Origin of the sequence: Xanthomonas arboricola (assembly GCF_002940665.1) — a bacterium.
Lineage (GTDB): Bacteria > Pseudomonadota > Gammaproteobacteria > Xanthomonadales > Xanthomonadaceae > Xanthomonas > Xanthomonas arboricola_B.
Genome location: NZ_MIGY01000003.1, coordinates 730,822 through 744,511 on the forward strand (window position 1 = coordinate 730,822; position 13,690 = coordinate 744,511).

Below are 13,690 nucleotides of genomic sequence, written 5' to 3' on the forward strand. Positions count from 1 at the left end.
CACCCCGACGCAGCGCCGTTAGCCTGCGAATAGTCCCCGGGGAACACCGCCAATGCGATCCACCACCTTGTCCTTCGCGCTGCTGCTTGCGCTGTGCGGCTGTGCGCATGCCGATAGCCTGACCCCGGCCAGTGCCACCGCAGCCACTGCCAGGCAAGACGATCTGATCGATGCCGACATCATCGGCCTGCAGGCACGCATGGCTGCCGGCAAGACCAGTAGTTTGGATCTGACCCGCGCGTACCTGCAGCGCGTCGCGATCATCGATCGCGCCGGCCCCACCCTCAATTCAGTGATCGAACTCAACCCGCAAGCCGAAGCCGACGCGCTTGCATTGGACACCGAACGCCTCGCCGGCCACGTGCGCGGGCCCCTGCATGGCATTCCGGTGCTGCTCAAGGACAACATCGATGCGCTGCCGATGGTCAACAGCGCCGGCTCGCTGGCACTGGCCGATTTCAGGCCCGGCCGCGATGCGTTTCTGGTGCAGCGCCTGCGCGCCGCTGGCGCGGTGATCCTGGGCAAGACCAACCTGAGCGAGTGGGCCAACTTCCGCTCCACCAAATCCAGCTCCGGCTGGAGCGCGCGCGGCGGGCTGACCCGCAATCCGTACGCCCTGGATCGCAATCCCTGCGGCTCCAGTGCCGGCACCGGCGCGGCGATCGCCGCCAGCCTGGCCACGGTCGGCATCGGCACCGAAACCGACGGCAGCATCACCTGCCCGGCTTCGGTGAACGGCCTGGTCGGGCTCAAGCCGACCGTGGGCCTGGTCAGCCGCGACGGCATCATTCCGATCTCGGCCTCCCAGGACACCGCCGGCCCGATGACGCGCAACGTCGCCGATGCGGCCGCCGTGCTGCAGGCGATCGCTGCGCCCGACCCGCAGGATCCAGCGGCGCGCACTGCACCGACGTCCACACCGGACTATCTGGCGCATCTCAGGCCCGATGGCCTGCGCGGCGCCCGCCTGGGCCTGCTGCGCAACCCCTTGCGCGAAGATCCGGCCATTGCCGCCACGCTGGAGCGCGCCGTGCAGACGCTGCGCGCCGCCGGCGCCACCGTGATCGAAACCAGCCTGGCAACCGATGGCCAGTGGGATGCCGCCGAGCAAACAGTCTTGTTGGTCGAGTTCAAGGCCGGCCTGAACGCGTATCTGCGCAGCCACGCCGCCCCGGTGTCGAGCCTGGAGCAGTTGATTGCCTTCAATCGCAACCATGCGCAGCGCGAGATGCCCTACTTCGGACAGGAGCTGTTCGAGCAGGCGCAGGCCGCGGCCGGACTGGACGATGCCGCGTATCTCACGGCCCGCGCCACGGCCAAACGGCTGGCCGGGCCGGACGGCATCGACGCCGCGCTGCAGGCCAATCGCCTGGATGCGCTGATCGCGCCGACCACCGGTGCTGCCTGGGTCACCGACCTGGTCAAGGGCGATACCTTTCCCGGAGCCGGCTATGGTGCGGCTGCGGTGGCCGGTTATCCCAGCCTGAGTGTGCCGATGGGGCAGACCCAGGGCCTGCCGCTGGGCTTATTGTTCATGGGCAGCGCCTGGAGCGAGCCGCGCCTGATCGAACTGGCCTACGCCTACGAGCAACGCAGCAAGGCGCGTGTTGCGCCCCGCTATGCACCGACTGCGCCCAGCGCGTCGGCGGCCGCGCCTGCAGCTACACCGTAGTCGCAGGCTCGCCGTCTTCGGCACCGGGCGAGCGCACGCTCTCCTGGGCGATCGGCGCGGCGGCACGTAGGGGTGGCTTTTCCTGCGCGGCGATTTCGGCGCGGATCCTGGGCAGTGCGTACGGGTGCTCGCGGGTCAGGAAGTCGATCATGCGCTCGCGGCTGATGCAGCGCAGATCGAACGCATCGCCGGAATTGCGCGCGCTCACCAGCAGGCGTACCTGGATCGTGCTCTCGCTGGTTTCGGTCACCTGGGTCACGCACACGCGTCCATCCCACAGCGGCTCGCTCTTGCAGATGCGCTCCAGCTCGGCACGCACCGCCGCGATCGGGGTGCGGTAGTCCAGCCACAGGAATGCGGTACCGAGCAGATCGGCACTGCTGCGTGTCCAGTTCTGGAACGGGTGCTCGATCCACCAGGTCAACGGCACCACCATGCGCCGCTCGTCCCAGATCCGCACCACCACATACGAGCTGCCGATCTCCTCGATGCGGCCCCATTCGCCTTCCACGATCACCACATCGTCCAGCCGGATCGGCTGGGTCAAGGCAATCTGCAAACCGGCGATCAGGTTGCCGAACACCGGCTTGGCCGCGATACCGGCCACCAGGCCGATGATGCCGGCCGATGCCAGCAGCGTTTTGCCGATCTGGCGCACCTGCGGAAAGGTCAGCAGCACCACCGAGATGCCGAGCAGGATCACCGCGCCCATCACCACCCGGCTCAGCACGCGTGTCTGCGTCTGGATGCGCCGTGCGGTGAGGTTGTCGGACACCTCGATCGGGTTGCTGCGCAGGATCGCCATCTCGCCGGCGGCGACGGCGCGCACCAACAACCAGGTCACGCAGCCGACGATGCCGACATGCAGCAGATGCTGCATCGCTGCCAGCCCCTTGCCGGATAGCGGCGTCGCTTCGGTGGCGACGCCCAGAAACAGCAGCGGCAGGATGAAGGCAGCCGGCAGCGTGACCACGCGGATGATGCGTGCGCGGCGATAGTCGCGGCCCTGCATGCGGCGAAACAGCCACAGCATCAACGACCAGGTGACGATGCCCGCCAGCAGCGCGGCACCAAGCGGGATTGCGTATTCGCGGATGACGTTCCAATCGGCAGTCAAACCGTTCCTCCTGTGGGGGAAAGAGGGATGGCTGCAGCATCATGCCGCACGCGGCATGAGCATCACGTCATGCGTACGGTGACATCACGCGCCCAGCGGTTGCGACGCCACCTGCTGTTGCTTGCGCACGATCGCCATTGCGATTTCGAGCGACTGTTCGTAGTTCAGGCGCGGATCCACGCTGGAGCGATAGGCGCGTTCCAGGTCGCGCTCGGTCAGCTCGCGCGCACCACCGGTGCATTCGGTGACGTCTTCGCCGGTCAGTTCCAGATGCACCCCGCCCAGCCGCGTCCCGGCGGCCGCATGCAGATCGAACGACAACTCGACCTCGCTGCGGATATTGTCGAAACGCCGTGTTTTATAGCCATTTCCGGTGCTTTCGGTATTGCCGTGCATCGCATCGCACACCCACAACACCCGACGCCCATCGCGCTTGACCGCCTCCAGCAGCGGCGGCAACTTCTCGGCGATCTGCGCCGCGCCCATGCGATGGATGAAGCTCAGGCGGCCGGGTTCGTCTTCGGGATTGAGCACGTCGATCAGACGCAACAGCTGATCCGACTGCACCGACGGCCCTACCTTGATCGCGATCGGATTACGCACGCCACGCAGGTATTCCACATGCGCGCCATCCAGCGCGGCGGTACGCATGCCGATCCACGGGTAATGCGTGCTCAGGTTGAACCAGCCCCACTGGCGCGGCACCTGCCGGGTCAGGCCTTCCTCGTACGGCAGCAACAGCGCCTCGTGCGAGGTATAGAAGTCGATGCGGTTGAGGTTGTAGACCTCCGCGCCGGACAGGGTCTCCATGAAGCGCACCGCGTCGCCGATCGATGCCACCATCTTCTGGTAGTCCGCCGCCAGCGGCGAATACCCCACCCAGTCCAGATTCCAGTATTCGGGATGGTGCAAGTCGGCAAAGCCGCCGTCGATCAGGGCGCGCACGAAATTCATCGTCATCGCCGAGCGCGAATGCGCGGTGATCATGCGCTGCGGATCCGGCACGCGCGCCGCTTCGGTGAAGGCTGGCGCGTTGATCACATCGCCGCGGTAGCTCGGCCAGGTCACCCCGTCGCGGGTTTCGGTATCGGCCGAGCGCGGCTTGGCGTACTGCCCGGCAAAGCGCCCTACCCGCACCACCGGCAGGTGCAGGCCATGCACCAGCACCAGGCTCATTTGCAGCAGCACCTTCAGGCGATTGGAGATCGTGCCCGATTCGCAATCGCTGAAATTCTCGGCGCAATCTCCGCCCTGCAGCAGGAAACGCTTGCCTTCCTGCGCCTCCGCCAGCTGGCGCTTGAGCGCGAAGATTTCCCAGGAGGTCACCAGCGGCGGCAGCTGCCGCAACTCGCCCAGCGTGTGTTCCAGCGCAACGGCGTCCGGGTAGACCGGCATCTGTAACGCCGGACGCTGCCGCCAGCTCTGCGGCGACCACTGGTCTGCCTGGTTGACGGACGAATGAGGGGAAGCGGACATCGTGAACTCCAGAAATCTCGGGCGCCGGCCAGCGCCGGAACGAAACGATCAGAACAGTTTGCGCGGACCACGCTGCTTGAAGCCGGCATACAGCGCCCACAGCGCCAGGCCCACAAACCACAGCATGCTCCACATCGGCATGCTCAGGCCCAGAAAGCGCCAATCGATATTGCCGCAGTCGCCGGTGCCGGTCAGCACGGTGCGGAACACTTCGAACGGCCCCATCGTCTCGCTCAGGAAGCTCAACGGCGGCCCGCACGAGGACATCATGTCCTTGGGCCGGATCTGCACCCAGACATGCCGCGCCGCGATGCCCATGCCGACGCCCGCAGCGATGAAGCTCAGCACGCCATAGAGCTTGCGCGTGCCCGCTGCGCGCGGCCCATGCAAGGCGCCCAGCAGAAACAACACCGCCAGCGCCGCAAACGCGATCCGCTGGAAGATGCATAGCGGGCAAGGCTCCAGCCCAAGATGCAGCTGCACATAGATCGCATAGGCAAGCAGTCCTGCGCAGGCAAGAAAGCCCAGCAAAAACTGCGCCCGGAAACCCCAACGAAATGGATTCATCGCTACCGCTTGCCTAGGATCGAATGCCCGATTATCAGCCATCGCTGCGGCGGTGACCACGGATGCCTGCATCGGGCAGGTTGCCTGGCAGCAGGCCCCGTGCAGCCATGCAGGTCGACAATCATGCGCCACCCTGCAGACCGTGCGACGCTGCCGGATGCGGTCACTTTTGCAGTGTCTGTCTCGATCAGCCTCGACCCCGCACGTCACTGCGCTGCGCTGGTGCAAGACCGGCACCAAGATCGACTGCCATGGTCCGGCACCGGCAATAAAAAAGCCCGGCGCTAGCCGGGCTTTTCGAGAATCTTTGCGAAGAGCGAACCGATTACTCGGCCACTTCCTCGGCGACGACCGGACGGTCGACCAGCTCGACATACGCCATCGGCGCATTGTCACCGGCACGGAAGCCGGCCTTCAGGATGCGCAGGTAGCCGCCGGGACGGGTCGCGTAACGCGGGCCCAGTTCGACGAACAGCTTGCCCACTGCTTCCTTGTCGCGCAGGCGAGCGAACGCCAGACGACGATTGGCAACGCCATCGACCTTGCCGATGGTGATCAGCGGCTCGGCGACGCGACGCAGTTCCTTGGCCTTCGGCAAGGTGGTCTTGATCAGCTCGTGCTTGAACAGCGACGCGGCCATATTGCGGAACATGGCTTCGCGGTGCGCGCTGGTGCGGTTGAATTTACGACCGGATTTCTGGTGACGCATGAGTGTGATTTCCTAAGAAATGTTGAGACTGCTTGAGAGACGTTGTCGCCATCCTGGCGCTGTTGAATGGACTGCGGTTGGTCCGAGCCGGCCGTCCTTTGACCGGATGTCACCGCGGGCTTTGGCCCGTCGATGTAAAAAAAACAGCATGGGCGCCCGAAGACGCCCATGCGGTGATGCATTAACCAAGCATGCCGTGCTGGGCGACACCGGCCGGCGGCCAGTTCTCCAGCTTCATGCCCAGCGCAAGGCCGCGCTGTGCCAGCACTTCCTTGATTTCGGTCAGCGACTTCTTGCCAAGATTCGGGGTCTTGAGCAGCTCCACTTCGGTCTTCTGGATCAGATCGCCGATGTAGTAGATGCTCTCGGCCTTCAGGCAGTTGGCCGAACGCACGGTCAGCTCGAGGTCGTCGATCGGGCGCAGCAGCACCGGATCCACGCCGCTGGCAGCCGGCTTGGCCGCACCGCGATCGCGGTGGGTGAAATCGCCGAACACCGACAGCTGATCGCTGAGGATGTCGGCGGCGGTGCGCACGGCTTCCTCGGCATCGATCGTGCCGTTGGTTTCGATATCGATCACCAGCTTGTCGAGGTCGGTGCGCTGTTCAACGCGCGCAGCTTCCACGGCATAGGCAACGCGACGCACCGGCGAGAACGACGCATCCAGCATCAGACGACCGATGGTGCGGGTCTCTTCGTCCGGACGACGACGCGCGGCAGCCGGCTGATAGCCGAAACCGCGCTCGATCTTCAGGCGCATGTTCAGCGCCGTGTCCTTGGTCAGGTGGCAGATCACGTGGTCGCCGTTGATGATCTCAACGTTGTGATCGGTCCTGATGTCGGCCGCAGTGACCGTGCCCGGACCCTGCTTGGACAACGACAGCGTCGCGCTGTCGCCACTATGCATGCGAATCGCCACGTCTTTCAGGTTGAGCAGGACGTCAAGCACGTCTTCCTGCAGCCCTTCGACCGTGGTGTACTCGTGCAGCACGCCGTCGATCTCGACCTCGGTGATCGCAAAACCCGGGATCGACGACAACAGCACACGACGCAGGGCATTGCCCAGCGTGTGCCCGTAACCGCGCTCCAAGGGCTCGATCACGACCTTTGCGCGATTGTCGGTAAGACGTTCGATCTGCGGACCACGGGGGCGCAGAACCTGGTTGGCGGTAACCGTCATGTTGCGGGGTCTCCTGCGAACCTCCGGCGGTGCCGGAGGCTCTCCAATGTGAATTACTTCGAATACAACTCGACGATCAGCGCTTCGTTGATATCCGAAGGCAGGTCAGCGCGATCCGGAACGGCCTTGAACACGCCGCTGAACTTCTTCGAATCGACTTCGACCCACGACGGCGTCATGTCGTGCTGCTCAGCCACGGTCAGGGCTTCCTGCACGCGAAGCTGCTTCTGTGCCTTTTCCGACAGCGTGATCGCATCGCCAGCCTTGATCTGGTACGAAGCCAGATTCACCGACTTGCCATTGACCAGCACGCCACGGTGCGACACCAGCTGGCGCGCGGCCGGACGGGTGACGGCAAAGCCCATGCGGTAGCAGACGTTGTCCAGACGGGTTTCCAGCAACTGCAGCAGGTTCTCGCCGGTGTTGCCCTTCTTGGTCGAGGCCTTCTTGTAGTAGTTGCGGAACTGACGCTCCAGCAAACCGTAGATACGCTTGACCTTCTGCTTTTCACGCAGCTGGGTAGCGTAGTCGGAGAGCTTGCCTTTGCGAGCCGCGCCGTGTTGGCCGGGCTTCTGCTCAAGCTTGCACTTGGAGTCCAGCGCACGCGCCGGGCTCTTGAGGGAAAGGTCGGCGCCTTCGCGGCGGGCGAGCTTACAGGTAGGACCGATATAACGAGCCATTTCTTATCGCTCCCTTTAGACGCGACGCTTCTTCGGCGGACGGCACCCGTTGTGCGGGATTGGCGTCACGTCGATGATGTTGGTGATCTTGTAGCCCACGTTGTTCAACGAACGCACGGCCGACTCACGGCCCGGACCCGGACCCTTGATACGTACTTCCAGCGACTTCACGCCATAGTCGAGCGCAGCGCGGCCAGCCTTTTCGGCGGCAACCTGAGCAGCGAACGGGGTCGACTTGCGCGAACCACGGAAACCGGCGCCGCCGGACGTAGCCCACGACAGTGCATTGCCCTGGCGATCGGTGATGGTGACGATGGTGTTGTTGAACGAAGCGTGGACGTGAGCGACGCCGTCAGTGATGACGCGCTTGATCTTCTTCTTCGTTTTCTTTTCTGCTGGCTTTGCCATGATCTATCCCTTACTTCCTGATCGCCTTGCGCGGACCCTTACGGGTGCGGGCGTTGGTACGGGTGCGCTGACCACGCAGCGGGAGACCACGGCGATGACGCAGACCGCGATAGCAGCCCAGGTCCATCAGTCGCTTGATCGCGATACCGATTTCGCGGCGCAGGTCGCCTTCGACGACATACTTGCCGACCTCGGCGCGCAGGCGCTCGATTTCGGGTTCGGACAGATCACGAATCTTTGTGGTCGAGGTAACGCCTGCGGATTCGCAGAGCTTCTTCGAACGGGTACGGCCGATGCCGTAGATGCTTTGCAACCCGACCCAGACGTGCTTCTGGGCTGGCAGGTTGACGCCTGCAATACGCGCCATGACGCGATTCTCCAACTGAGTGATGGCCCGACAGCGCCCAGGCGCCATCCGGCAGGATGGATCAAAAGTGAACTCGGAATTGTAGCAAGGCCTCGGATTGCTTTGAAGCCCGTGGAACCAAAAGTTCCATGGACCCGGCGTGGGGAGTGTGCCCTCGCTCCGGCGCCGGACGATGTTGATCCAGAAAACTTCTCCGAATCGCCTGTACTACTCCCGCACAGGACCACTTCGTCACACCCGCGCGCGAGACGTCGCGCGAGCCGCCCTTCTGATCGGAAGATCGTGGCCCGGGAACCAGGCCGTCTTCACGCAATGAAGATCTAGTGTACCACTTAACTGCGCGCCAGACCGCCGCGCGAGCCACCCTTGAGGTTGGCCTTCTTCAGCAGACTCTCATACTGATGCGACATCAGATGGGCCTGGATCTGCGCGATGAAGTCCATCACCACCACCACGGCGATCAGCAACGACGTACCACCGAAGTGGAACGAGGTGCCCAGCTGGGTGCGCATGATTTCCGGCAGCAGGCAGACGATCACCAGGTACAACGAACCTGCCGCAGTCAGGCGGGTCAGCACGCCGTCCACATAGTCAGCCGTCGCCTTGCCCGGACGGATACCCGGAATCAGTGCGCCCGACTTCTTGAGGTTGTCGGCGGTTTCCTGCGAGTTGAACACCAGCGCGGTATAGAAGAACGCGAAGCCGATGATCAGCGCAGCGAACACCAGCATGTGCACCGGCTCGCCAGGCCCAAGCGCATTGGCAATCTTCTGCAGCCACGAACCCACGCCACTGCCGGATGCCGCCTGACCGGACCACATCGACAGCGTGGCCGGGAAGGCCAGGATGCTGGAGGCGAAGATCGGCGGAATCACGCCTGCCATGTTGAGCTTCAGCGGCAGGAACGACGTCTGGTTCATGTATGCATTGCGACCGCCCTGGCGGCGCGCGTAATTGACCGTAATACGTCGCTGCCCGCGCTCGACAAACACCACAAACAGCGTGAACGCCAGAATGGTGATGACGATCAGCAGCAGCGAAATGAAGCTCAGATTGCCTTCGCGGAAGGCCTCGACGGTCTGGATCGCCGCCGACGGAAGGCCTGCCACGATGCCAGCGAAGATGATCAGCGATACGCCGTTACCGATGCCACGCTCAGTGACTTGCTCGCCCACCCACATCAGGAAGATGGTGCCGGCAGTCAGCGCAATCACTGCGGTGAGCACAAAGCCCATGCCCGGCGCGTACACCACCGGAGCGCCACCAGGCGCGGTCTGGTTCTGCAGTGCCAGCGCGATACTGCCGCCCTGCACCACCGCCAGCAACACCGCACCGATGCGCGAATACTGGGTGATCTTGCGTCGGCCGGATTCGCCTTCCTTCTGCATCGCCTTGAGGGCGGGAAAGATGTGCGTGGCCAACTGGATCACGATCGATGCCGAGATATACGGCATCACATTCAACGCAAAAATACTGAAACGGTGCAGGGCGCCGCCCGAGAACATGTTGAACATGTCCACGATGCCGCCGCCCTGCGCCTGCATCAACGAAAGCATGGCATCGGGATTCACGCCCGGCACCGGCACATAGCAGCCGATGCGATAGACGATCAATGCCCCGAGGACGAACAGTAGCCGCTGGCGAAGTTCCGTGAACTTGCCGAGCCCGCCACCGAGGTTACCAATGCCAGCCTGCGCCATCTGCCGATTACTCCTCTACGCTGCCGCCGGCAGCTTCGATTGCTGCCTTGGCGCCCGCACTTGCGGCGACACCCTTCAGCACGAACTTCTTGCTCAGCTCGCCCTTCAGCACGATCTTCGCCTTCTTGGCGCGGCTCGGGACCAGATTGGCCGCACGCAGCGCTGCGAAGTCGATCTCACCGGCTTCCAGCTTGTCCAGCTGGTAGGACAACACTTCGGCACTGTCACGCGCCATCTTGGAACGGAAGCCGATCTTCGGCAGACGGCGCTGCATCGGAGTCTGGCCGCCTTCGAAGCCGGCCTTGATCTTGCCGCCGCCCTTGCGAGCGAACGAACCCTTGTGGCCGCGGCCGCAGGTCTTGCCAAGGCCGGAGCCGATGCCACGACCGACGCGGGTGCGCTCGGTACGGGCGCCGTCGGCGGGCTTGAGGTCATTGAGATGCAAAGTCATGGGATTAGTCCTCAACCTTGACGAGGTAGTGAACGGTGTTGATCAGACCGCGAACCTGCGGGCTGTCCTTCAGTTCACGCACATCGTTGAGCTTATTCAGGCCCAACGCACGCACCGACAGGCGGTGACGCGACTGGGTTCCACGCAGGCCACGCACCAGGCGCACCTTCACGGTCTTGTTGGTGTCCTTAGCCATGGTTGAGCTCCTCCACCTTCTTGCCGCGCTTGGCCGCAACACGGGCCGGCGACTGCACTTCCGACAGACCCTTCAGGGTTGCACGGACCAGGTTGATCGGATTACGCGAACCAACCGCCTTGGCCAGCACGTTCTTGACGCCGACCGCTTCCAGCACGGCGCGCATGGCACCGCCGGCGATGACGCCCGTACCTTCCGAAGCCGGCTGCATATAGACGCGTGCTGCGCCATGGCCGGACTTGACGGCATGCCACAAGGTACCGTTGTTCAGATCGACAGTGGCCAGGTTCTTGCGCGCCTGCTCCATCGACTTCTGGATGGCGACCGGCACTTCGCGCGCCTTGCCATAACCGAAACCGACCTTGCCCAGACCATCGCCGACCACGGTCAGCGCGGTGAAGGTGAACTGGCGACCGCCCTTGACCGTCTTGCTGACGCGATTGACCGCGACCAGCTTTTCGATCATGCCATCGTCGACTTTCTCTTCGCGGTTACGGTCGCGATCACGACCCCGCGGTGCACGTTCTTCTGCCATCTTGATTCCTTGATTGATTGAGTATGTACGGCTCGAAGCCGCTTATGGTTGTGGAGTCACGCTGTGTTCCCGGCACCGTTGCAAAAGAACGGGACGGTCCGGCATCTCCCCTGCCGGCGGTAACGCGAATGTGGCCGATGGCCACATCCGCAGCAGTGCTTAGAACTGCAGGCCGCCTTCGCGAGCTGCGTCGGCCAGCGCCTTGATACGGCCATGGTAGCGGTAGCCCGAGCGGTCGAATGCGACCTTCTCGATGCCCGCAGCCTTGGCGCGCTCGGCGATCAGCTTGCCGACCTTGACGGCCGCATCGCTGTTCTTGCCGTTCTTCAGGCCTTCCTTGACGTCGGCCTGCAGGGTGTTCGCCGCAGCGATCACCTTGGAGCCATCGGCGGTGAAGACCTGCGCATACAGATGCTGGCCGGTGCGCAGCACCGACAGGCGAGCGACGCCCAGTTCACGGATGTGCGAACGGGTGGACTTGGCGCGACGCAGACGGGCGATGTTCTTGTTGATGCTCATGATATTTATCCTACGGAAGCTGAAGGGAAAGCGCGCTCCTATCAAAAGTCCGCACAGGGATGTGCGGGCTCTTGCGAGGGACTCGCCATTAAGCCTTCTTGGCTTCCTTGCGAATGATGACTTCACCGGCGTACTTCACACCCTTGCCCTTATAGGGCTCCGGCGGACGGAAACCGCGAATCTTGGCGGCAACTTCGCCGACGCGCTGCTTGTCGGCGCCCTGGACCACGATTTCGGTCTGGGTCGGGGTCGACAGCGTGATGCCTTCCGGCGCCACGAACACCAGCGGATGCGAGAAACCGAGCGACAGGCTCAGGTCCTTGCCCTGCATGGCGGCACGGTAACCGACGCCGACCAGCTCGAGCTTGCGCTCGAAGCCCTCGGACACACCCTTGACCATGTTGGCCAGGATGGCGCGCACGGTGCCGGTGATGGCAATCTGCGACGGTTCGTTGGCCGACAGCGTGGCAACGTCGCCGTCGATGGCGATTTCGACGCCAACCGGCTTCGGCAGGGTCAGGGTGCCCTTCGGGCCCTTGACGCTGACCAGCTCGGGCTGGACCTTGAGTTCAACACCCTTCGGAAGGGAAACAGGCTTCTTGGCTACACGGGACATGATCGATTCCTTCCCTTAGGCCACGAAGCACAGGACTTCACCACCAACGCCGGCTTCGCGAGCCTGCGCATCGGTCATGATGCCCTTCGACGTGGAGATGATGGCGATACCCAGGCCGCCAAGGACCTTGGGCAGCTCGGTCTTGCCGCGGTACTGGCGCAGGCCCGAGCGCGAGAAACGCTTCAGGGTCTCGATGACCGGACGGCCTTCGAAATACTTCAGCACGATTTCCAGCTCCGACTTGTTGTTCTCGGTCGCTGTCACGCGCAGGTCGGTGATGTAACCCTCGTCCTTCAGGACCTGGGCGATCGCGACCTTGATCTTGGACGACGGCAATTTCACCGTCTGCTTACCGACCGCGGCCGCATTCTTGATGCGTACCAGCAGGTCGGCGATGGGATCAGTCATGCTCATATGAGTACCTTTGAGTGCACCGATATCCGCTTTCGCGAAAATCTTGTGTTTTCCTGGGGATGGGCCAGGACCCTTTACGCCATGCCGGGCCCATGCGGGCAAGACAGAAGCGGAAGTATACGACAAAAGAGCCCGACTTGCGTCGGACTCCCTTGTTGAACAGAACCATCCTGTTCAAGCCGGCCGCGAACAGCCGGCAATGCTGTTACCAGCTTGCCTTGCGCAGGCCCGGAACGTCGCCGTTCATCGTGGCCTTGCGCAGCATGTTGCGACCCAGACCGAACTTGCGGTAGACACCGCGCGGACGACCGGACAACTCGCAACGGTTGCGGTGGCGGCTCGGCGACGAATCGCGCGGCAGCTTCTGCAACTTGGTTGACGCGTCGATCTTCTCTTCGTAGGACGCATCCTGACTGGAGAGGATCTTCTTCAGCGCATCACGCTTGCCGGCGAATTTCTTCGCCAGCTTTGCACGCTTGATGTCGCGGTGGATCATGGAGGTCTTTGCCATTTCGGATGTCCTCGACGGTCAGTTACGGAACGGGAACTTGAACGCTGCCAGCAGCGCCTTCGCTTCCGCATCCGTCTTGGCGGTGGTGGTGATGGCGATATCCATACCGCGAATCGCGTCGACGGCGTCGAAGTCGATTTCCGGGAAGATGATCTGTTCCTTCACACCCATGTTGAAGTTGCCACGACCGTCAAAGGAACGACCGGAAACACCACGAAAGTCGCGCACGCGCGGCAGCGAGATGTTGATCAGACGATCCAGAAACTCGTACATCTTGGCGCGACGCAACGTGGTCTTGCAGCCGATCGGCCAACCGTCACGAATCTTGAACGATGCGACCGAAACGCGCGACTTGGTGACCACCGGCTTCTGACCGGAGATCTTGGACATGTCGGCGACCGCATTTTCCAGAATCTTCTTGTTGGTAGCCGCCTCGCCCACGCCCATGTTGAGCGTGACCTTGACCAGCTTCGGCACTTCCATCGGATTGGTGTAGCCGAACTCCTTCATCAGGGCCGGCACCACGTTTTCCTTGTAAAACTTTTCGAGACGAGTGTTCATGATCGCATTCC

At 63.1% G+C, this 13,690-nt stretch carries 18 protein-coding genes; 1 reads left to right on the plus strand and 17 read right to left on the minus strand.

Going from position 1 to position 13,690, the window contains the following annotated elements; translation table 11 throughout:
* Positions 1 to 67 precede the first annotated feature (67 nt).
* Positions 68 to 1,672, plus strand: coding sequence for an amidase (locus XarjCFBP7645_RS16780; RefSeq protein WP_181126413.1), 1,605 nt, complete (start codon positions 68 to 70; stop codon positions 1,670 to 1,672).
* Here the strand turns inward: XarjCFBP7645_RS16780 and XarjCFBP7645_RS16785 are convergent.
* The 17 genes from XarjCFBP7645_RS16785 to rplE all read right to left on the minus strand — a co-directional run bounded on the left by XarjCFBP7645_RS16785 (position 1,662) and on the right by rplE (position 13,679).
* A complete protein-coding gene (locus XarjCFBP7645_RS16785; RefSeq protein WP_047128220.1) occupies positions 1,662 to 2,789 on the minus strand; it encodes a mechanosensitive ion channel family protein in 1,128 nt (375 codons plus the stop codon). The two genes, XarjCFBP7645_RS16780 and XarjCFBP7645_RS16785, sit on opposite strands and share 11 nt — an antisense overlap.
* An 84-nt stretch (positions 2,790 to 2,873) precedes the next feature.
* Positions 2,874 to 4,265: a class II 3-deoxy-7-phosphoheptulonate synthase gene (locus XarjCFBP7645_RS16790; RefSeq protein ID WP_104538413.1), complete on the minus strand. Its 1,392-nt coding sequence runs from the start codon at positions 4,263 to 4,265 to the stop codon at positions 2,874 to 2,876.
* 48 nt (positions 4,266 to 4,313) lie between these two features.
* A complete protein-coding gene (locus tag XarjCFBP7645_RS16795) occupies positions 4,314 to 4,832 on the minus strand; it encodes a disulfide bond formation protein B (RefSeq protein ID WP_039523787.1) in 519 nt (172 codons plus the stop codon).
* Between the two features lie 325 nt (positions 4,833 to 5,157).
* Positions 5,158 to 5,541 (minus strand): 50S ribosomal protein L17, encoded by a 384-nt coding sequence (rplQ, locus tag XarjCFBP7645_RS16800; RefSeq protein ID WP_003486665.1) that lies wholly within the window; start codon positions 5,539 to 5,541, stop codon positions 5,158 to 5,160.
* 181 nt (positions 5,542 to 5,722) lie between these two features.
* On the minus strand, positions 5,723 to 6,721 hold the full coding sequence (locus XarjCFBP7645_RS16805; protein ID WP_002811635.1) for a DNA-directed RNA polymerase subunit alpha: 999 nt from the start codon (positions 6,719 to 6,721) through the stop codon (positions 5,723 to 5,725).
* A 53-nt stretch (positions 6,722 to 6,774) separates the two neighbouring features.
* Positions 6,775 to 7,401, minus strand: a complete 627-nt coding sequence (rpsD, locus tag XarjCFBP7645_RS16810; protein WP_002811641.1) for a 30S ribosomal protein S4 — start codon at positions 7,399 to 7,401, stop codon at positions 6,775 to 6,777.
* 15 nt (positions 7,402 to 7,416) lie between these two features.
* Positions 7,417 to 7,809 carry a 30S ribosomal protein S11 gene (gene rpsK / locus XarjCFBP7645_RS16815; RefSeq protein ID WP_003486671.1) on the minus strand — a complete coding sequence of 131 codons (393 nt, stop codon included), beginning with the start codon at positions 7,807 to 7,809 and terminating at the stop codon, positions 7,417 to 7,419.
* Between the two features lie 10 nt (positions 7,810 to 7,819).
* Positions 7,820 to 8,176 carry a 30S ribosomal protein S13 gene (gene rpsM, locus XarjCFBP7645_RS16820; protein WP_003486672.1) on the minus strand — a complete coding sequence of 119 codons (357 nt, stop codon included), beginning with the start codon at positions 8,174 to 8,176 and terminating at the stop codon, positions 7,820 to 7,822.
* A 332-nt stretch (positions 8,177 to 8,508) separates the two neighbouring features.
* A complete protein-coding gene (gene secY / locus XarjCFBP7645_RS16825; RefSeq protein WP_016900648.1) occupies positions 8,509 to 9,876 on the minus strand; it encodes a preprotein translocase subunit SecY in 1,368 nt (455 codons plus the stop codon).
* Between the two features lie 7 nt (positions 9,877 to 9,883).
* Positions 9,884 to 10,327: a 50S ribosomal protein L15 gene (gene rplO, locus XarjCFBP7645_RS16830; protein ID WP_016900650.1), complete on the minus strand. Its 444-nt coding sequence runs from the start codon at positions 10,325 to 10,327 to the stop codon at positions 9,884 to 9,886.
* A 4-nt stretch (positions 10,328 to 10,331) separates the two neighbouring features.
* Positions 10,332 to 10,523 carry a 50S ribosomal protein L30 gene (rpmD, locus tag XarjCFBP7645_RS16835; RefSeq protein WP_024938563.1) on the minus strand — a complete coding sequence of 64 codons (192 nt, stop codon included), beginning with the start codon at positions 10,521 to 10,523 and terminating at the stop codon, positions 10,332 to 10,334.
* Positions 10,516 to 11,058, minus strand: coding sequence for a 30S ribosomal protein S5 (gene rpsE / locus XarjCFBP7645_RS16840; protein ID WP_003486682.1), 543 nt, complete (start codon positions 11,056 to 11,058; stop codon positions 10,516 to 10,518). The genes rpmD and rpsE overlap by 8 nt, the downstream gene beginning before the upstream one ends.
* A gap of 159 nt (positions 11,059 to 11,217) precedes the next feature.
* Positions 11,218 to 11,577 (minus strand): 50S ribosomal protein L18, encoded by a 360-nt coding sequence (rplR, locus tag XarjCFBP7645_RS16845; RefSeq protein ID WP_016900655.1) that lies wholly within the window; start codon positions 11,575 to 11,577, stop codon positions 11,218 to 11,220.
* Positions 11,578 to 11,665: 88 nt separating this feature from the next.
* Positions 11,666 to 12,193 (minus strand): 50S ribosomal protein L6, encoded by a 528-nt coding sequence (gene rplF, locus XarjCFBP7645_RS16850; RefSeq protein ID WP_016900656.1) that lies wholly within the window; start codon positions 12,191 to 12,193, stop codon positions 11,666 to 11,668.
* Positions 12,194 to 12,208: 15 nt separating this feature from the next.
* Complete coding sequence (rpsH, locus tag XarjCFBP7645_RS16855; protein ID WP_010371096.1) at positions 12,209 to 12,607, minus strand: 30S ribosomal protein S8; 399 nt, start codon at positions 12,605 to 12,607, stop codon at positions 12,209 to 12,211.
* 205 nt (positions 12,608 to 12,812) lie between these two features.
* Entirely contained in the window at positions 12,813 to 13,118 is a 306-nt protein-coding gene (rpsN, locus tag XarjCFBP7645_RS16860; RefSeq protein WP_005917137.1) for a 30S ribosomal protein S14, read from the minus strand.
* 18 nt (positions 13,119 to 13,136) lie between these two features.
* Positions 13,137 to 13,679 (minus strand): 50S ribosomal protein L5, encoded by a 543-nt coding sequence (rplE, locus tag XarjCFBP7645_RS16865; protein ID WP_010371090.1) that lies wholly within the window; start codon positions 13,677 to 13,679, stop codon positions 13,137 to 13,139.
* Between the last annotated feature and the right edge of the window lie 11 nt (positions 13,680 to 13,690).